We start from the raw sequence: 18,216 nt of genomic DNA, 5'->3' as shown, positions 1-18,216 counted from the left end.
CACCGGCCACAACGCGAACTCCTTCCCCCCGGCCTCCTACGTCCACGCCTACAACGCGGACGGCAAGGAGATCTACAACCAGAAGACCCAGCCCAATGTCAAGGGCGCCCACCAGTAGGCGTTACTTCAGGGCTTGGTGGGGGCGGCCACCCGGCGGTAGCGAGGGGACGCGCGGCGGATGAGCACACGCAGTGTGACGACGAGTGGATCCGCTCCACCACCCACCTCTTGTCGGCCCGGACCGGGGCGGGTACGCACAGGGGCGTCCGTGCGGTTGACGCAGAGGGTCGCGTTCACGATCCCTAGCAGGGCACGTCGCCGCGGCAGCGCCACAGGGTCTCGCGGTCCGGGTAGACGTGGGCGTTCGGAGAGAGCATGTGGCCGACCCACTGCTGCCCGTTCCCGGCGGCGACGAAGGCCTCCGCCTGGTAGGCGAGCGGTGTGCCGCGGCGGGGGGTGACGCACTCCTCCGGATCGCTGGTGAAGGTGGCCCCGGGGGCGACGGTGGTGTGCACGACGGAGCGCCCGGGGTCACAGGAGTGCAGGACACCCGACCAGAAGCCGGCCACCTTCGCGGTCACCTCGATCGGCGCGTCCGTCGGATTGTCGACCCGGACCGCGAACAACACCTGGCGGGGCTGCACCATCGCGCAGGCGCGCAGCCAGGTGCCGGACGGCCCGGCCTTCGGCGCCGAGCAGCGGCTGTCCCCGCCGAGCGCGCCGACCTCCACCGCCTGGGCGAGGCCCTCGGCCGACTCCGCCGACTCCGCCGCCGGCCCCCGCCGGGCCGCGCCCGCGGACGGCGCCGTCACCACCGAGGCGGTGTCGTCGGGCCCGCCGTTCCCCGCCCACAGCGTCCCGCCGGCCACGACCACGGCCACGGCCACGAGCGCCAGGGCCCCGGACGCCGCACCCCGTCGGCGCCGCCACTGCCGCGCGACCCGCCACACCGCCGGCCGGGCGTCCGGTGGCCCGTCAGCGACCTCCGGACGCGCCAGGACCGGTACGGCTGCGGCCGCGGCGTTCGGTGGCCCGTCAGCGACCTCCGGACGCGCCGGGACCGGTACGGCTGCGGCCGCGGCGGTGGGGACGGCGGTGGTCCGGCGCGCCACGCGGCGGTCGCGCTGCCCGTGGTCCGCCGCCAGCCTGGCCTGCCGGTGCCAGCGCTGCCAGCGGGCCAGCTCCGCCGGGTCCGTGCCGAAGATCCGGGCGAGTTCGGCGAGGACGGCGAGGTCGGGCAGCTCGGTGCGGCTCGGGTCGAGGTAGCGGCTGATCGAGGAGGTGCTCAGCCCCCGGACGTTGGAGCCGCTGAGCCGGTCCCGCAGTCGGGCCGCCACCCGGTCCAGGGACAGGCCGCACGCGCCGAGCCCGTCGTTCAGTGCGCGGACGAGCAGGACCCTGGGGCGCTCCCGCTCCTCCGCCGTGGCCCCCGCGGTCTCGTCCGACGGTTCGTCATGCATGCGCTGTTGTCCCAATCGCTGTCCCGGTATGCATCGTTTCCGCACGTCGGAGCGGTGGGACGGGAAGTGGGCGAGCTCTGGGACGCCACGCCGGCCGAGGGGCCTGGTGACGGCCAGGGAGCGTCCGCAGGATGGTCCCACGACATCGCATCGACTCGCCGACTCGCTGACTCGTCGACTCCCGCCGCGCCACCGCCTCCCGGTCCCCGTGTGCCTCCGGCACGCCCGCCGACTGTAGGGGAGGCGACCGGGCGACGGGCAGGACCGGTTCACCCCAATGGAGGAGCTCTCATGAAGCTGTACAGGCGCATCTCGACCGCCGCCGCGCTGGCCGCCCTCACCCTGCTGCCGGTGCTCGGCACGGCGACCGCCGCTCCGGCGGTGTCCGCCGCCACCGTGCGGGACCGCGTCGTCTCGGTGGCCCGGGGGGAGATCACCCCCGACGGCGCCTCTCCCGAGAAGACCGGTTCCTGCGACAAGTACTTCGCCTACCACAGGAACGGCGGATCCTGCGCGAAGACTCCGTGGTGCGCGGCCTTCGCCGAGTGGACGTGGCACCAGGCCGGGATCGAGGAGACGCCCGACGTCCTCGCCGCGCGCGGCATCGGCAAGTGGGGCAGGGAGAAGGGACTGTTCCACACGCGCGGCGCCTACACCCCGAAGCCGGGCGACCTGGTGATCTACGGCGAGCCGGACGGCGGCACACCCGGCCACGTCGGCGTGGTCGCCGCCGTCCACCGCGACGGGACCCTCGACACCGTCGACGGCAACCTCGGCGACGCGGTCGCCGTCCGCACCCGCCTCGACCCCTCGAAGGTGAGCACCAACCAGCAGCCCGTCTCGGGCTACGTCAGCCCGCCTGGCGCCTGAACCCCCTCGCACCGCCCGCACCCCCGAACCGGAAGGACCATCGTCATGGAACGCACCGCCCGTCAGGGCCTCGGCCTGATCGCCTCGCTCGCCGCAGCCGCGGCCGCCCTGCTCGCCGCCCCGCAGCCCGCCCACGCCGGCCTGGACCCGTGGTCGTGCGTGGAGGGACGCGTCTGCGCCTACAGCGGCCCCGACGGGACGGGACAGGTCTGCGCCTGGCCCTACGACGACCCGGACTGGCAGGCCGGGGACACCTGCAGCTGGTCCGCCACCACCAAGGTCCGCTCGGTCTACAACCACGGCACGTCCGGCAGGCCCGTCGGCTTCTACACCGGTGCCGACTACACCGGCCAGCGGGTGGTGTGCACGGCGGCCGGCGCCAAGGGCAACTTCTCGCAGAACGGCGGCACCGGCGTCCACCTCCGCTCCCACCGCTGGACCTGCTAGCCCTCCTGAAGGTGTCCCGGTCCCCGCCCGGCGGGGACCGGGACACGCTGCTGCCGCCGCGGCCCACACCCGTGGCCAGCCGCTCCAGGCGACGACGGCGCTGACCGCTCCCGGCGGCACTCCCGGGCCACAGGCCCGCGTGTACAGCCGCAACGGCCTCGTCAACTCCGGTGGCGTGGTGGCCGGAAGCGTGCGCGACGTCCACGTCCCCGGTGCCGCAACCGCGGCCCCGGTCTGGCCCGTACAGATCGGTGCGCTGCCCGCCGTCGCCGACTGCTACCGCCACCGCCCGTCCCCGGACGGCACTCTGCGGGCCGGCGGCGCCGGGGTCCTGAGCGGGCCGGCGGGCATCGGCAAGACCCAGGCTTGCGCCCACCGCGCCCACACGGCACTGCGGACGGGCGCCGTGGACCTGGTCCTGTGGATCGACGCGTCGACCACAGCGCCGCCGGGACCCACACCCTCGCCAGGGACCCCACCATCCGCCTCCACGCGGTACACGGGCGCTTGTTCGGCGCCGCCCACCCCTTCACCCTCGCCTGCGCCGCCAACCTCGCCCTCTATCTGCGCATCAGCGGTGACCCCGGCCCGGCTGTGGAACGCTGTCGTGTACGGATCCCGAGAAGGGAGCACACATGGCGGGTTGGTACCGACGCCGGGCGGAGCTGGCCCGGGTGGGCGGAGAGGCCAGCCTCAGAGGGTTCTGGAAACCGATTGGCCAGCCGCTGCCGAGCTGCGATGATGCCTCCGTTTCCCAGACGGAGGACATTTGTTCGTTTTCGTGTGTGCGGGGTGCGGCGCTGAGCTGACCACTCCGCTGTCCCGGGTCGCCCTGCCGGTCCACGCCCATCAGACGTACGGGAACGGGATTCAGCTTCCGGTACTCATGGAGTCGGGCACCTTCGCCGTGGACCCGGAGCCCTGGGGGCCGCCGTGGCGGACGTGGGAGGAGATCCATCCGGACGAGGCGGCCGCCCGCGGTGTCTACGCGCCGGTCTACGCCCTGTCCGACGGCGCGCCGGGCGCGATCGTCATCGCGCCCGGTGACGCCCGCGGAACCGTGCTGATCCCGGACAATCGCGGAGGCGGCTACTGTTGCGGCCTTGACGGGGCCGACGGCCCCAACGTGGCCTGCGTGGAGTGCGCCTTGCCCGTGGCGAGCCGGATCGACGACTGCTCGCTCTGGCAGGCCATGTGGCTCGCCCCGAACGCCGTGCGCCGCCTCCCCGTTGAAGGCGCCGACGTGGCACCGCTCACCTGGGCGGAGCTGATGGCGGAAGGGAAGCGCACGCCCCCGTTCGAGCCGATCGTCACATGGAGGTCGCGGATGGGGGCGGGCCACTGGTCGAACCACTGGTGGTCGTGGAGCCCGCAGTGGGAGGCGGCGGCCGGGCGGGCGTTCGCCCACCTGCTGGTGGCTTCGGGGGGCTGGCCGGTGATCCTGCCGGACGGCTTGGTCGGGGAGGTGTTCCAACGCGCGCTCGACGCCCTGCTGCCCGCGGGTCCGCCGGCGCGGCGCGCAGTCCTGGCCGGACCGGGACGGCCGACTCCCGGCAGGGACGCAGACATCCTCCTCGTGCCGTCCCATCCGCAGACGGGGGAAGTCTGGGCCCCGGCCGACACGGCGGCGTACCCGGTGCCGTTGCCGTTCGGGGTGTGGTTGTGGCTGGTTCTCCCCGAGCGGGACCTGCCCGTCCCCGCGTCGGGCGGCCTACCCGACGGCGTCCTCCGCGACGACTTCGACCCGCCCGCGCCGCGCCCCCGGCACCTGTTCCGGGCCGACTCGGGAACGTTCCGACACACCCTGGCTCGACTGCCGGCCGTCCGCAGCCCGTGGCTGCGCGAGATCCTCGACGGCCTCATGCGGTACAGTCCCGCCGGCTTCTTCTAGCCCCAATGCCGTGTAGATAGCGGCTGCGGGCTTCCGTTACGGGTCTGGTGTGATCACGATGTCGATGCTGATGGTGGTTTTGTAGCTGGTCCGGTCGATGGTGCCTTTGGCGTTGTGCTTGGAGATCGCGCGTTTGACGACGCGAGGTCGGGTGCGGATGCGCCGGTCGGGCATGAGGTGGGCCAGGACTCGTCGGCCGATGGTGCCGACGAGGTCGATGACGGGGTCCGCGATGACGCCCACGGCCTGGATGATCAGGTCGCGGGCGGTGTTCAGGGCGATGGTGAAGCCGGCCCGGTCGGGGTCGACACCGGGACGGGTGCCGGTGGAGTCGGCCATGGCCAGGCGCAGGACCTGGTAGGTGACCAGCAGCGCGTGGACTTCCTGGTCGAGGCCGGCGGGGGTGCGGGCACGCAGGACGCGGCCGCCCAGGATGGTGGACTTGATCTCCAGGTAGGCGGTCTCCGTCTCCCACCGCTGGTGATACAGCGCGATCAGTTCCGCGGCGGGATGGGTCCGGTGGTCGGTCAGGGTGGTCACCAGCCGGTAGAGGCCGGTGTGGCGGCCGGTGGCCGTGGCGATGGTGATCTCGCAGTCGATGACGCGAACCGCGACGGTGCCGAGTCTGGCCAGGTAGGAGCCGTCGCGGTTGCGGTGAAGGACGGGCAGGTGGCGGCCGTTCTTCACCCGGACCAGGACGTGGGCGCCGGTGGTGGCGATGGCGCTAACGAGGCTCTGGGCGGCGAAGTCGCGGTCCAGCAGCACGATCATGCCCTCGCGCAGGCTGCGGAGCAGGCGGGGCGCATAGGTGGTCTCACCGTCTGCGGTCGGTCCGAACACCGCGTCCAGCACGGAAGGGTACCGCAGGACGCCAGGACCAGCAGTCGCAGCGCCGGATACCCCGAACCACCGTTGTTGCAGCGGTGCTTGGTGTACACAGCCAGGTTTGCCGGGCTGTCGGGGACCGCGATCGTCGTGCCGTCGATCGCGCAGACCAGCAGCCCCCGCCACCACGTCCCGGTGGTGCGGATTCCGGCGGCCGGGCCGCGCAGCAGGTCGAACAGCCAGCGCAGCGGCTCGGCGCCCACCCGTTTGCGGGCCTGCGCCAGAGCACCGCCGGTCGGGTCCGCGACCGGCAGACCGTCCAGGCCGGCCGTCAGCCGTTGCCGCACCTGCCGCCAGCCCAGCCCGGGGAACAGACACCCGGCCAGCAGCAGATACACCACCACCCGCGACGGCAGATCCGGGACCCGGGCCTGCGTCCTGCCGGTCTGTGCCAACGCCTCGTCGACCATCTCGAACGGCACGATCCGGGTCAATTCGCCGAGATGGACGGGCGCGAACGCCCCTGCGGCAACCACAACTTCGCGAGAGATGACAGACTGAGCACCCACGGAGCTCCTAGCCGAACAGTGATCTTGGTCGACACGGTTCCAGCAGGGAGCTCCGTCCCATTTCAGCCCACTTGACGAAGCCGCCCGAGGCGCTATCTACATGGCATTGCTTCTAGCCCACGCCACGGTCACTGGTCGGCCGGGCCAACCCCTGCCGAGTCGAGCCGTGGCCGATTCTGGCCCAAGCCCTCTCAGCGAGGCGACTCAGCGTCAGAGGAGAAGAACACGCTTGCGTACCCGTGCGGATGTGACGGGAGGTAGGAGGCGATGGTGACTCCATGAGCGGCGGTCATCGCGTCGCGCCGGCCACCCCACCCAAGGCCGGCCGCTCCCGGCTGCGCGCGGTCGGGTGATTCTGTAGCCCTGACGGGCTCTCACACTACGGTGCGCGGAGTTGGAATGTAAGGCGGGTGGAGGCTGATGCAGCCGGCAGCAGAGTTCGTCTATCTGATCACCACTGGGAGCAGTGGCACGGCGACGATTGGACACAGCTCCGCGCCCCGTCCGCTTCACCTCCCACCCGAACCTGGACGGCAGCGGGTCGGTCGGTGCCGGCGTGGGCTCGATGCGGGCAGCCGCACCCGCGCGGATCCTCGGGACTCACGCCTACAGGCCGCTGCCAAGACCTGCCCAGAGCGGAACCGGATGTGGTCGGCGGGCTGATCGTTCACCCGTTGAGGAGGACGACGGGCGACGCCGGCTGTTACGCCTCACCCCAGCCGTTCGGTGTCGCACTGGTGTTGGCTGGGTCAGGGTGAGCGGACTCTGCGGAATCGGACGTATGCGCTGCGCAGCTGATGGGTACGATCGAACGGTCTTTCGTTAGGGGAGGGCTGGTTTCGATCAGCCGTAGGGGGTGGGGCGGTCCATGTCTGATCGCATGACCGAGTTCGACCGCATGATGAACCCGTGGGCATACGATGCGAACGGCAATCTGACCGCGAAAGCCAGAGGCCAGGAGGCTGCCCGGACGCAGATCAACTCGGCCGGCGCGGCGGCCGGCGGCTTCTCGGTCGACCTGGCGTCGCTCGACAGCGCTGCCGCGACTGCCGACCAGATCAACTGCCGTTTGGGAGGCGAGTGCGAGAGCGCTGACGACGAGATGGCCGCGGTCGCGGGCGGGCTCGCCGGCTTCGGCATCGGCGCGGCGTGCAAGGAAGCGTCTGCGACTTGGGACAAGCAGATTCAGTCGCTTTCGAAGGTCATCGGCGGGCTCGCGCAGAACGTGCGGTCGACGGCCAAGAACTATCGCGATGCCAATGCGGCCATCGCGGGTACCTTCCAGCCCAACGGGGGTTGATGCGTCGTGGTGGGTTTTCATGACCTGACGAACGCGAAGGTGGACTGCCTGGGTTCGGCCGCGGGTGCCTGGGACGAGGTCGCCGCGAAGCTGAAGGCGCTGGACGGCGAGTGGAACAGCGGCGTCGTCGTCAAGGTGAACGGTTCCGGGTGGAGCGGCAAGAGCGCCGAGTCGGCGAAGCCGGCTCTCCAGCGCGGTAACGATCAGCTGGACGCGGCCGCGGTGGAAGCGGCTGCGTTGGCGTCCGTGCTGCGGCAGGCGGCGACTGAGATCCAGGCCGCCAAGGACACGGCGAACGCGCTGGTCACCGAAGCGGTCGCGGCGGGACTCACCGTCAGTGCCGACGGTACGGTCAGCTGGCCGGATCCCGACAAGGCGATCCGGCAGGATCCACAGGCGGCGGCCGCGTATCACGACAAGTACCGGTCGAAGGCCGGCGATATCCGGGCCCGGATGGACGCGGTTCTTCGCGACGCCTCGGAGGCGGACGAGCGGGCCTGTTTCGCCCTGCGCGCCGACGCCTCCACGGACAAGGACGGATCCTTCAACGCACAGGCCGTCGGCGGCGGCGCGGAAGCGGACGCCAAGCGGGCGGTCCAGCTGGCCGCCAAGGGAAACAAGCTGTCGGACGCGGAACTCGTCGAGCTCAACAGCCTGCTGCACACGCACGCGGCCGACGCGCAGTTCACGACCAGGTTCTACCAGGACATCGGCCCCAAGGGACTTCTGATGTTCTGGAACAGCATGGTCGGCGACGACAACAGTGTCGCGGGCGCGAGCGGCGCCCGCTGGAAGCAGTACCAGGAGTTGCAGAAGAACCTCGGGACCGCGCTGGCCACCGCCACACGCAGTACCAGCCAGCCACACCTGTCGGACCAGTGGGCGGCCGACCTGCGCAAGGCCGGAGCCGAGCCGCTCTGGGAGACGCCGGAGACAACAGCAGGCAAGCCATGGGTCCCACGGGGTTACCAGGTGCTGGCCGGGATCCTGCGCACCGCGAACTACGATCCGCACTTCCTGAATCCGATCGCCGAGCACGTCCTCCAGCTCGACTCCAAGGACACGCACCCGACCATGCGGTTCTGGAGTCCGGCGCTTCTGAGCAAGAGCCCCGAACGGCTGGGCTTCAACATCCTCGGGCAGGACGGCGGAGCCGGATTCGAGCCGGTGACGGGAATCATGGAAGCGCTGGCCCACAGCCCGGAAGCGGCCACCAAGTTCTTCCACGACAAGCCCACCGCCTACAACACCGACGGCACGGTCAACCCCGGCGGCAGCCCCAAACCCGCCGACTACCTGCACTACCTGGCCCACGACAAGGAATTCAGAGGAGACACCGTCTCCCAGAACAAGGACATCGTGGCCGGCGCCCTGGCCAGCGGACCCACCGCGTTCGGGCACGCTCTGGAGGCCGCGACGAGCGGGCACCCGTACGACGACCTGCCCTCCACGCCGGCGAAGCACACCGCCGACCAGGCGGACGTCATGAGCAAGGTCATGAAGGAGTTCGGACGGGACGAGGGCGGCAGCCTCGCCCGCATCACCGACAAGTCCGGTGCCGGCGCACCCGTGGCGGCCCTACGGCCGAGCCTGGGGAACATGACCGCCGACTACATGGGTGACATCCAGCGCGCGATGTCACCGTGGGACCACACGCTGCCCGTGAACGGCGAACCGGCCAGACTCAGCACGTCCGACGTCCGTTCCGTGCTGAACGTCATCGGTCGCGACCCGGGGGCCTACGGCAGCGTCATCAACGCCCAGCAGGCCTACACCACGGCTTTGATCCACGGGACCTTCGCCGGTGGTGAGACCGACACCGCGAAGCTCGCCATCCCGGTGGAGAACGCCGCCAACGCCGGAGGAGCGGTGGCCGGCGTACTCAACGAAGCCCGGGCCGATGCGGTGTTCAAGCAGCACGCCGCCTCGGACAAGGAGTTCAACGACGCGGTTCAGAACGGCTCATTCTGGGCCAAGACAGCTTTCAGCACGACCCTGGGCGGCATCACCGGAGGTGTTGCCAGTGCGGCCGGCGCATCCGAAGCATCGGACTTCATCGTCGACCAGATCCTGCAAGGGGTCACGGCGAGCGTCCAGCAGGACACAACGGCGGCCGCCCAGGCGGAAGCCGGCCAGCAGTCGGACGGGGGCCGGAACTCCAACGCGATCAGTGCGGCCCAGGCGGTCCGGGACGCCGCGAAGGGCTCATCCCTGACACAGGCGCAGATCGAGGACCTCGCGGCACGGGTCGGCGGTCAGGCCGCGCAGGGCGGCGCGGTGGGCGCCGGGGCGAACAGTACCGCCAACGGAAAGAAGTGACACCCACATGCCGCGGTGCCGGGTCGACGGCAGCGGGAAACGCGCCGACCCGGCACCGGAAATCGCAGCCGGCGAGAACACCGGCTGCCATGAAAGGAGAAGCGTACGGGTGAAGGTCCGTCGATCACGGCTGGCCACAGCCGCCCTACTTGTCGTCGTGGCCGGCGGCCTGTTCCTGTGGCAGCGGACCCAGGACCCGGGCACCGCTCAACAACCGGCAGCTCGTATCCCGCTCGGCGAGTGCCAGGGCACCCTTGACGACAAGCGATTCAGCGAGATCCTGCACTCCACCTCGACGGCCACGGTGCAGGCGACGTTCACACCGCCTACAGAGTCCACACCGGCCTACCTGTCGTGCACGGTGATCGGCAACAACCAGCAGAGGCTGGTCGTTACCGCCGTCGGCGCCGCCACCGAGGCGGAACGCATCCACAACGAAGGACAGCAGGTAGCGAAGGACTTCCTGCCGTTCTCCGACGGCGAAGCCGGTCAGCGCTCCTCCGTGGTGCGCTTCCCCTGCGTGGTCAGGACGACGCCCGATGATCCGGGCCGCACCTGGTACTACACGGCGGCCCTCGAACTCCGGACATCGGCGGGCTCGTCCAATCCGCCGCCCGGACGGCAGAAGATGGCCGATCTCTCCGTGGCGTTCGCCCGCCAGGCGATCGACAAGGCGCCACTGGGGTGTACGAACACGATCCAACTGCCGAACGGGCCGGTCGTCTTCAGCTGACCCAGGCGGGCGGCACCTGAGCGGCGTCCTGTCGGTCGTGCCGCTGCTGCGCAGCACGGCGGAGTCATAGGCCGACCTGGCGCTCGGGCCGGGGTGAGCCAGGCGCAGGCAGCTCGAACTCGACCCGCCCCACGCCTCACCGAACCGTTCCCCCCTCGACCCCTCGACCCCGCGCGGCTGCGCCGGTGGGCCGGCGCGCAACCACGGCGGCCGGGCGGCGGCCATGCCCTGGCCCGTCCGGCCGCCCGGTCAGTGGGTGGCTTCGGCGGCGACGCCGACGAGCTGGAGGATGGCGTGGCCCCAGGAGGTGGCGGCGATCAGGACGCCGAAGGTGACGGCGGTGAAGACGGTGAGCGCCTCGTCGGCGCGGCTGCGGGCCTCGGTGCGGCGCCGGAGCCGCAGGACGATGATGATCGCCAGGAACGCCGTCGCGCTGATCGTGTACTGCACTGCTCCACCCCGACCCGGTATTTGCTCTGTGTGAGGCCTCGGTTACCCGGGCCTACTGCATTCGGGTGAGCGTGCCAGAGCCGTTCCCCGTCCGAGGCCGGTTCGGGAAAACCCGGTGGGTGCGAACGGCCCCGCGGCGCGTTGTTGGACAACTCCTGTCCCCGTGGCAGGTGATCTTGATCGTTTGCCAAACAATCTTGATCGGCATCAGCCGGGCTGGTGGCAGTCGAAGAGCGGCACCCTGTTGCCGGGTCGTTCGGGTCGAGGTTGGTGCGCACCTCTCTGGCGAGGATCTGTGACGGGCGGAAGCGCAGCGGTGCCGTACCGACCGGGCGGGCCGACGGCGGTGGCGTCGTCGCGGCATCGGCGGGGGGTGGCCGCGCTCACAGTGACGGCCCGGTCGGCGTTGACTCAGCGTGATGGGGGTGGGGTAACCGGTGGTGCTGTCGGGCCCGGGGCGGTGAGTGCGCTCACATGCGGATGCAGGGCACGACGACGGCTAGGAATGTCCGTTTTGTCCGCTTTTTACGAAGGGTGGGTGGTATTTGCGCAGGTCAAGGAGGGCGGATCGCTCCGGACGGGCCCTTCCTTCGAATCGGAGCCACTCTCCTCGCTACGACGGCGGATCGTAGCCGGGGGGTCTTGGCGGGCCCCGTCGCGGTCTGGCAACTTGGCATTCGTCGCCAGCCACACCGGCACCTGTCCCGCCGGTGAATGGCCTACCGCCAAGCCACGCCCCACGACCGTTCGGCCCCTGTCCGGCCATGGTCCAAAACGGGGAGTGACTCGGCCCAACCCGATCGAGGTCTTGCTCTACATGCCCGTTTTCAAGCTCCGTATGCGCACCTCCGCCGCGATCCTCGCCGGCGCCGCCGGTCTGACCGCCCTGGGCGCCGCCGTGGTCCCCGCGGTCGCCTCGGCCGCGGACGCCTCCCCGCAGGCCCTCGCCGCCCAGATCGTGCCGGCGGACCAGCTCGCCTCGTTCAGCCAGATCATCTCCCACGAGTCCGGCTGGAACGTGACCGCGACCAACCCGAGCTCGGGCTCGTACGGACTGGGCCAGGCGCTGCCGGCCTCCAAGATGGCCTCCGCGGGTGCCGACTGGAAGACCAACCCGTCCACCCAGATCAAGTGGGCGCTGGACTACATGAACACCCGCTACGGCAGCCCGAACGCCGCCTGGAACTTCTGGCAGTCCCACCACTGGTACTAAGCCGACCCGTCGGCTTCCCCCACACCCCGGGGGCCGGACAGGGACCACCGGAGTGACCCACGAGGGCCCGTGCCGCGCAACCGCGCGACACGGGCCCTCGCCCCGTTCCCCGATCGTCCGGACAGCGTGGCGGTGCTGCGCATCGGTGACGACACCGTCCGCAAGGGCGGCCGGCCAACCTCGCGGCCGACCGGGGGCCCGACGGGCAGCCGGATCAGCCCGGAGAGGGCAGGGCCGAGGAGTGGTGGTTGAGGATCAGCCACCTGCCTCCACGCAGCTCGTAGACGAAGGTGTACCGGGCGTCGACCGTGGACTTGTGGCCGTTCTTGTCGGTCAGCGTGAACTGGTAGAGACCCGTGTCGACGGCGCTCGTGGGGTCCAGGACGGTGATGAACCGCTCCTGGATCTTTCCGACGGGCTTGCTCGCCAGGAACTTCGTGAAGTAGTCGACGATCCCGGCGCGACTGGTGCGGATGTCGGAGACGGTCGGCAGCAACACGGCATCGGGAGCGTAGAGGTCCGCGACACGGTTCGGGTCGCCGGTGGCCAGAGCCGCGTTCCACTTGTCGAACAGGGCGGCGATCTGTTGTTCGGTGGGGAGTCGGGTGGCACTCACCACGACGCTGCGCGCAGCGGGAGGCTGAGCGCCGCTTGCGGTCCCGTACGTCGCCCCCGTTCCCGTGAACAGGGCGGTGGCGGTGAGGGCGACCGCTGCACAGTACTTGCGTCTCATGAACGCCTCCTGTGTCGTCGGTGGTCCATCAGACGGACTCGCCCAGCGTCTCTCGGCGGAGCTGCCCATGCACCTCGAAGCGACGGGGGAGCGGCCACGCGGCGCCGATCGACTCCTGCGATCCGCTCGTCTTCGGAGACGAGAAGGCCGAAGCCCGCCGCCGCTCTTCTGCCGTCACACGGCCATCTCCAGGACGTCCGGCGGCAGCCCGTGCGCCGTAGGCGGCCGCGCCGGAGGTGTTGTGGATCCGACGGAGCGTCAGGTTCGCTGGCCCGGTAGGCGCTGTGCGCGTTCGCCGTGCACGCCCACCCCTCCCAGCCCGTCGCGAAGGCACTGCATCGACAGCACGGCCGGCCCGCCCGTCGCGGACGCGCTGCGGTTCCTCGGTGGCGCCAGGGTCGTCCTGGGCGGCCTGACGGTCGCCCGCCACCCGGCTCGGTCGATGCATCTCTGAAGCTTCCTCTGTGCGACCAGTCGGTTACCCAGCGCTATGATGTTGATCATGTTCATTCTTGAGCTGACCTACATCGCGCCGCTCGAGCGCATCGAAGCGGCCCACCCCGAGCACGTCGCCTGGCTCGACTCGAACTACGAATCCGGCGTCTTCATCGCATCGGGCCCCAAGGACCCCCGCGATGGTGCGGTCATCGTGGCGGTCGGTGTCGACCGGACGCAGATCGAGGACATCGCCAGGAGCGACCCGTACTCGGTGGCAGGGCTGGCCGAGTACACGGTCACGAACTTCCTCGCGATGAGGACTTCGCCGGCGCTGGAGGAGTACCGGCACCAACCGCCGCCGTCCCGGTAAGTCGCTCGGCCCGTGCTCCTCGTGGTGGCAGCACCCGGGAGAGGGGGTGTGCGGGCTCGCTCCGATGGAGTCGATGAACCGGTCACCGCTCCCGGCGGACGGCGAGCAGGGCCGCGTCGTCCGTCAGCCCGGAGCCGACGTACGTCCGCACGTCCAGGAGCAGTTCGTCCAGCAGGGCGTCCGGCTCCCCGTGCGGCAGGGCGGCCAGGCGCTCGGCGAGCGGGTAGAACCGGTTCGCCGCGTCCCGGGCCTCGGCCACGCCGTCCGTGTAGAGCAGCAGCAGGTCGCCGCGGTCGAAGGCGAGCGACTCGGCGTGGTAGTCCCCGCCGACCAGGCCGAGCAGCGCCAGCGGCGGTGCGTCGACGGACGGCTCCACCGTGCTGACCTGACCGTCATGGCAGAGCAGCGGCGGCGGGTGTCCGCAGTTGACCACGACCGCCGGTCCCGGCGTGTCGGGGATGCTGACCAGAACCGCCGTGACGAACTCCTCGCTCGCCGGACGACGAACGAGCGCCGAGTCCAGCCGCCTGGCCACCTCCGCCAGATCCGGCTCGGCCCGCGCGGCCTCACGGAACACCCCCAGCACGTCGGCCGCAGTCTCCACCGCGGCCAAGCCCTTGCCGCACACGTCGCCGAGGAACAACCGCACCCCGTACGGGGTCGGCATCACCTCGTACAGGTCCCCGCCGATCCGTGCCTCGGCCTCCGCCGCCACATAGCGCACCGCGACCGCCAGCGGCCCCATCCGCCGGGGCACCAGGCGCAGCAGGGCACGCTGCGCGGCCTCGGCGACCGTGTGGACCCTGGCCAGTTCCCGCTCCTGGGCCATCACCACCACGACGTTGGCGCAGCTGAAGAAGGTGACCATGACCACTGCGGCCGCCACGGTCACCATCACGACCGCGGGCACGGCGTCGTCGTAGGCCGCCATGGCGACGACGAGCGCGCCGGCGACCACCCCGGCCGTCAGCGGGACGGTGGCCCGGCGGGTGCCCACACCGGCCAGGACGGGGAGGGCGGCGAGTATCGGGGCGAACGTGACATCGGGCCCGCTGACGAAATCCAGCGTCACCGTGATCGCGATCAGCACATAACCACCGATCGTGACCCGGCGCGACCACCTGGGCAGGAACCGCGGCGAACGCCACGCCCTCGTGTTCGAGACATCAGCCACCGGACTGCCCTTCTGTCCCGCTCGTCCCCACAGCCGCGTCGTTTCCCCCACTCCACAGTTAAACGTCTCTCCTCTCCCGGATCGACCGGCAGCGCCGCGTCGACACCTCCGGCCCGCCCGGTGCGGCCCGCGCTCCGGAGCCGGACGCGCTCGGCGTGATCCGGGGAGCGCCGATGGCCGGTCGCGGTCGTCAGCCCTCGTCGGGCAGGGCCTGCTCGGTCCAGATGGTCTTTCCGTCCTCGGTGTAGCGGGTGCCCCAGCGCTCGGTGATCTGGGCGATGATGTACAGGCCGCGCCCGCCCTCGTCGTCCCGGGCGGCCTGACGCAGGTGCGGCGAGGTGTGCCCGGTGTCGGAGACCTCGCAGATCAGGCTGCGGTCCCGGATCAGCCGGACCCGGACCGGCCCGGGGGCGTACCGGATCGCGTTGGTGACCAGCTCGCTGACGATCAGCTCGGTGGTGAACGCGAGCTCCGCCAGGCCCCATTCGTCCAGCCGGTCGGTGGCCAGGCGACGCGCCCGGGCGACCGCCGCCGGGTCGGGCACCAGCTCCCAGTCGGCGATTTGCCCGGCGTCGAGCCGGCGGGTGCGGACCAGCAGCAGGACGGCGTCGTCGTCCACCGGCCCGGGCAGCAGGGTCGCCAGCGCCTCGTCGCACAGGCTCTCCAGCGGCCGGCGCAGCCCGGCCAGCGTCTCGGCGAGCCCGCGCCGGCCGTCGACGGCCTCCACCAGGCCGTCCGTGTACAGGGCGATCAGGCTGCCGGCCGGCAGGTTCAGCTCGGCGTGCTGGAACGGCGGGCCGCCCAGCCCCAGCGGCCGCCCGGCCGGCAGCTCCGCGTAGCGGACGCCGCCTGCCGGGTCGGCCACGACGGGCGGCGCGTGGCCTGCCCGGGCCAGGCTGCACCGGCCGTCGACCGGGTCGTACACCGCGTACAGGCAGGTCACGCCGCCGCCGCGCGGGCTGCCCTGGCCGTTCTCCTCGCGCACCACGTCGTCCAGGCGGGCGAGCAGTTCGTCCGGATCCAGGTCCATCCGGGCCAGCACCCGGACGCCGACGCGCAGCCGGCCCATCGCGGCGGCGGCCCGCAGACCGTGGCCGAGTACCTCGCCGACCACCAGGCCGACCCGGCTGCCGGACAGCGGGATGACGTCGTACCAGTCCCCGCCCACCCCGGATCGGGTGTCGGCCGGCAGGTAGCGGCTGGCCGACTCGACCGCGCTCAGCGCCGGCAGCCGATGCGGCAGCAGGCTGCGTTGCAGCCGCAGCGCCGCGGTGTGCTCCCGGGTGACCACCGGCATCAGCGCCGCGCCGATCAGCAGCGCGCCCAGCCCCAGTACGGTCACCCCGCCGACCTGGCCGAGCAGCGGCAGCCGGAGGGAGGTCGCGCCGTAGTCGGGGGCGGCGTAGACGTGGAAGGCGGCGTAGCAGAACAGGAACAGCATGATCAGCCCGCCGATCCCGGGCAGCACGCCCTTGAACACCAGGTCCCGGCGGCTGCGGGTGAGTACCCGGCGGTAGTACCAGACGCAGGCGAAGCCGGTCAGACCGTAGTAGAAGGCGATCGCCAGGCCCACCGAGCCGATGGAGTCGGCCAGCACGTTGCGGCTGACCGAGGTGAGCAGCACCAGGAAGGCGATCGACACCAGCCCCATGCCGACGGTCGACCAGGTCGGGGTCAGGAACCGGCGGTGCAGCCGGGCGAAGCCGGACGGCACGGTCTTGTGCGCGGCCATCGAGAAGACGGTGCGGGCGGTCGGCAGGATGGTGGTCTGGGTGGAGGCGACCGCCGAGGTCAGCACCATCAGGATCAGCAGTTTGGTGAGTGCGTGGCCGAGCCCGGCGGTGCCGAACACCGCCCCGCCGAGGCCGGAGAGCACGTCTCCGGAGTTGTCCGGGTTGGCCAGCCCGATGCCCGTGGTGCCGACTCCGGCGAAGGCCTGCGCCGAGGTGGCGACCAGACCGTAGATGCCCAGCAGCAGCACGGTGGACAGCACGGCGGCCCGCCCGGGGGTGTGCCTGCTGTCCGCGGTCTCCTCGTTGACGGTGAGCGCGGTGTCCCACCCCCAGTAGATGAACACCGCGGCGAGCACCCCGGTGGTCAGCGCCTGGGGGGAGGGGACGTTCAGCGGATTGAACCAGGAGGCGGAGACGTGCGCCGCGGTCGGCGGGCCGTCGGTGTAGACCTTGACCAGGGCGGTGACGGCGAGAAGCAGCAGGACCGCGACCTCCAGGCAGAGCAGCCAGCGCTGCACGGCCGCCGACACCTCGATGCCGACGTAGCAGACCGCCGTCATCAGGGCGATCCAGACCACCCCGGCCACGGTGGTCCATGTCCGGCTGGTCGCCAGCGACTCCAGCCCGACCAGCCGGAAGCCGTAGATGCCGGCGATCTCGGCCAGGTTCGCCATCGCGATCACGTCGGCGACGATCAGGCCCCAGCCGCCCATCCAGCCGGCTCGTGGGCCGAACGCGCGGGTGGCCCAGGTGAAGGTCGTCCCGCAGTCGGCGTCGACGGCGTTCAGTTCCCGGTAGGCGTACGCGATCAGCAGCATCGGCACGAACGCCAGCATGGTGATGATGGGGGCCTGCAGTCCCACCCCGGCCACGATCACTCCGAGCGTCGCCGCCAGGCTGTATGCGGGCGCGGTCGAGGAGATCCCGATCGCCACCGACGAGAACAGCCCCAGGGCGCCCGATCTGAGCCCCTTCTCACCGGGGCCGGGCCCGGGTGCGAGCGGCGCGGTGGACTCGGCGGGGCGAGGGGAGCTCTTCACACCAGTTACCCACTCCGCGTCTCGCGGCGGCAAGCCTTGCGATCACCATTCTCCCCGCCCGCCGGGAGGGCCGCCAGACGGGCTCGACGCGCGGCGCGGCGGGCGGCCATGGCCTGGATGCGCGATTCCCGGGCCGGGCCGCGCACCGGGTCGGGTGGGGCCGTCGGGGCAGCGGCCTCTTCGGCAGGTGCCACGAGCGCCTTCTGCCCGAACGCGAGGTCGTCCGGCTCTTCGTCGGCACCGGCTTCCCGGCCCGGGCGCGAGCGCATCGAGCCGGCTGTGCCGGGGGAGTGGTCGCGCGTGTGACGCCGGTCTCGGTCGGAGGGGCTCGTCCGCACTCAGAGCGTCGGCGGCAGTTCGGTCAGTGACCGACAAACAGGACAAACCATGACATAAACCGTGAGCCCACTCACACCGGAAAAGGTCCACGACGGACGATAGTGGCCGTGCACCGCCGCCGCCCGCGAGCCCGACCGCGACATCTGCGCAGCTCAGCACGTTGGCCGACCGCGCCACCCGCCCCGCGGACCAGTGCCGTCCGCCCATGGCTACGACCGGGGGTCGTAGCGAGGGGGTCTTGTCGGTGACCGGCCCCGCCTGGCAACAATTGCTGCATCAAGCCACACCGGCACCTGTCCCGCCGGTGAACGG

The 18,216-nt window shown here is 71.3% G+C and carries 15 protein-coding genes; 8 read left to right on the top strand and 7 right to left on the bottom strand.

What is annotated here, in order from left to right:
• Positions 1–302 precede the first annotated feature (302 nt).
• Positions 303–1,460 (bottom strand): helix-turn-helix domain-containing protein, encoded by a 1,158-nt coding sequence (locus ACWDBB_RS35210; RefSeq protein ID WP_449793481.1) that lies wholly within the window; start codon positions 1,458–1,460, stop codon positions 303–305.
• 291 nt (positions 1,461–1,751) lie between these two features.
• Here ACWDBB_RS35210 and ACWDBB_RS35205 point away from each other — a divergent pair, with 291 nt between their 5' ends.
• The 3 genes from ACWDBB_RS35205 (at position 1,752) to ACWDBB_RS35195 (ending at position 4,668) form a co-directional block, all read left to right on the top strand.
• Positions 1,752–2,330 carry a CHAP domain-containing protein gene (locus tag ACWDBB_RS35205; protein WP_449793480.1) on the top strand — a complete coding sequence of 193 codons (579 nt, stop codon included), beginning with the start codon at positions 1,752–1,754 and terminating at the stop codon, positions 2,328–2,330.
• 45 nt (positions 2,331–2,375) lie between these two features.
• On the top strand, positions 2,376–2,777 hold the full coding sequence (locus ACWDBB_RS35200) for a peptidase inhibitor family I36 protein (RefSeq protein WP_449793479.1): 402 nt from the start codon (positions 2,376–2,378) through the stop codon (positions 2,775–2,777).
• A 769-nt stretch (positions 2,778–3,546) separates the two neighbouring features.
• Positions 3,547–4,668 carry a hypothetical protein gene (locus tag ACWDBB_RS35195; RefSeq protein WP_449793478.1) on the top strand — a complete coding sequence of 374 codons (1,122 nt, stop codon included), beginning with the start codon at positions 3,547–3,549 and terminating at the stop codon, positions 4,666–4,668.
• Between the two features lie 36 nt (positions 4,669–4,704).
• Here the strand turns inward: ACWDBB_RS35195 and ACWDBB_RS35190 are convergent, their stop codons facing one another.
• Both ACWDBB_RS35190 and ACWDBB_RS35185 read right to left on the bottom strand, forming a co-directional pair.
• Positions 4,705–5,520, bottom strand: a complete 816-nt coding sequence (locus ACWDBB_RS35190) for a transposase (RefSeq protein ID WP_449793477.1) — start codon at positions 5,518–5,520, stop codon at positions 4,705–4,707.
• Positions 5,436–6,062 (bottom strand): transposase domain-containing protein, encoded by a 627-nt coding sequence (locus ACWDBB_RS35185; protein ID WP_449793476.1) that lies wholly within the window; start codon positions 6,060–6,062, stop codon positions 5,436–5,438. The genes ACWDBB_RS35190 and ACWDBB_RS35185 overlap by 85 nt, the downstream gene beginning before the upstream one ends.
• An 880-nt stretch (positions 6,063–6,942) precedes the next feature.
• On the opposite strand from ACWDBB_RS35185, the gene ACWDBB_RS35180 reads away from it, so the two are divergent.
• The 3 genes from ACWDBB_RS35180 to ACWDBB_RS35170 all read left to right on the top strand — a co-directional run bounded on the left by ACWDBB_RS35180 (position 6,943) and on the right by ACWDBB_RS35170 (position 10,414).
• Complete coding sequence (locus ACWDBB_RS35180; protein ID WP_449793475.1) at positions 6,943–7,362, top strand: type VII secretion target; 420 nt, start codon at positions 6,943–6,945, stop codon at positions 7,360–7,362.
• A gap of 6 nt (positions 7,363–7,368) precedes the next feature.
• On the top strand, positions 7,369–9,681 hold the full coding sequence (locus tag ACWDBB_RS35175) for a hypothetical protein (RefSeq protein ID WP_449793474.1): 2,313 nt from the start codon (positions 7,369–7,371) through the stop codon (positions 9,679–9,681).
• 109 nt (positions 9,682–9,790) lie between these two features.
• Positions 9,791–10,414 carry a hypothetical protein gene (locus tag ACWDBB_RS35170; protein WP_449793473.1) on the top strand — a complete coding sequence of 208 codons (624 nt, stop codon included), beginning with the start codon at positions 9,791–9,793 and terminating at the stop codon, positions 10,412–10,414.
• A 249-nt stretch (positions 10,415–10,663) separates the two neighbouring features.
• Here ACWDBB_RS35170 and ACWDBB_RS35165 read toward each other — a convergent pair whose 3' ends face one another.
• On the bottom strand, positions 10,664–10,864 hold the full coding sequence (locus ACWDBB_RS35165) for a hypothetical protein (protein ID WP_449793472.1): 201 nt from the start codon (positions 10,862–10,864) through the stop codon (positions 10,664–10,666).
• A gap of 817 nt (positions 10,865–11,681) precedes the next feature.
• Here ACWDBB_RS35165 and ACWDBB_RS35160 point away from each other — a divergent pair.
• Positions 11,682–12,077 carry an aggregation-promoting factor C-terminal-like domain-containing protein gene (locus ACWDBB_RS35160; protein ID WP_449793471.1) on the top strand — a complete coding sequence of 132 codons (396 nt, stop codon included), beginning with the start codon at positions 11,682–11,684 and terminating at the stop codon, positions 12,075–12,077.
• A gap of 214 nt (positions 12,078–12,291) precedes the next feature.
• Here ACWDBB_RS35160 and ACWDBB_RS35155 read toward each other — a convergent pair whose 3' ends face one another.
• Positions 12,292–12,810 (bottom strand): SgcJ/EcaC family oxidoreductase, encoded by a 519-nt coding sequence (locus ACWDBB_RS35155; RefSeq protein ID WP_449793470.1) that lies wholly within the window; start codon positions 12,808–12,810, stop codon positions 12,292–12,294.
• Between the two features lie 502 nt (positions 12,811–13,312).
• Between ACWDBB_RS35155 and ACWDBB_RS35150 the strand changes: the two genes are divergently transcribed.
• Positions 13,313–13,618: a YciI family protein gene (locus ACWDBB_RS35150; protein WP_449793469.1), complete on the top strand. Its 306-nt coding sequence runs from the start codon at positions 13,313–13,315 to the stop codon at positions 13,616–13,618.
• 82 nt (positions 13,619–13,700) lie between these two features.
• Here the strand turns inward: ACWDBB_RS35150 and ACWDBB_RS35145 are convergent, their stop codons facing one another.
• On the bottom strand, positions 13,701–14,708 hold the full coding sequence (locus ACWDBB_RS35145) for a PP2C family protein-serine/threonine phosphatase (RefSeq protein ID WP_449793468.1): 1,008 nt from the start codon (positions 14,706–14,708) through the stop codon (positions 13,701–13,703).
• A gap of 274 nt (positions 14,709–14,982) precedes the next feature.
• On the bottom strand, positions 14,983–17,565 hold the full coding sequence (locus ACWDBB_RS35140; RefSeq protein ID WP_449793467.1) for a SpoIIE family protein phosphatase: 2,583 nt from the start codon (positions 17,563–17,565) through the stop codon (positions 14,983–14,985).
• Between the last annotated feature and the right edge of the window lie 651 nt (positions 17,566–18,216).

It is taken from the genome of Kitasatospora sp. NPDC001095, assembly GCF_053598615.1.
Note: the sequence above shows the minus strand (reverse complement) of the source record. Positions and strands in the feature narration are given on the sequence as shown.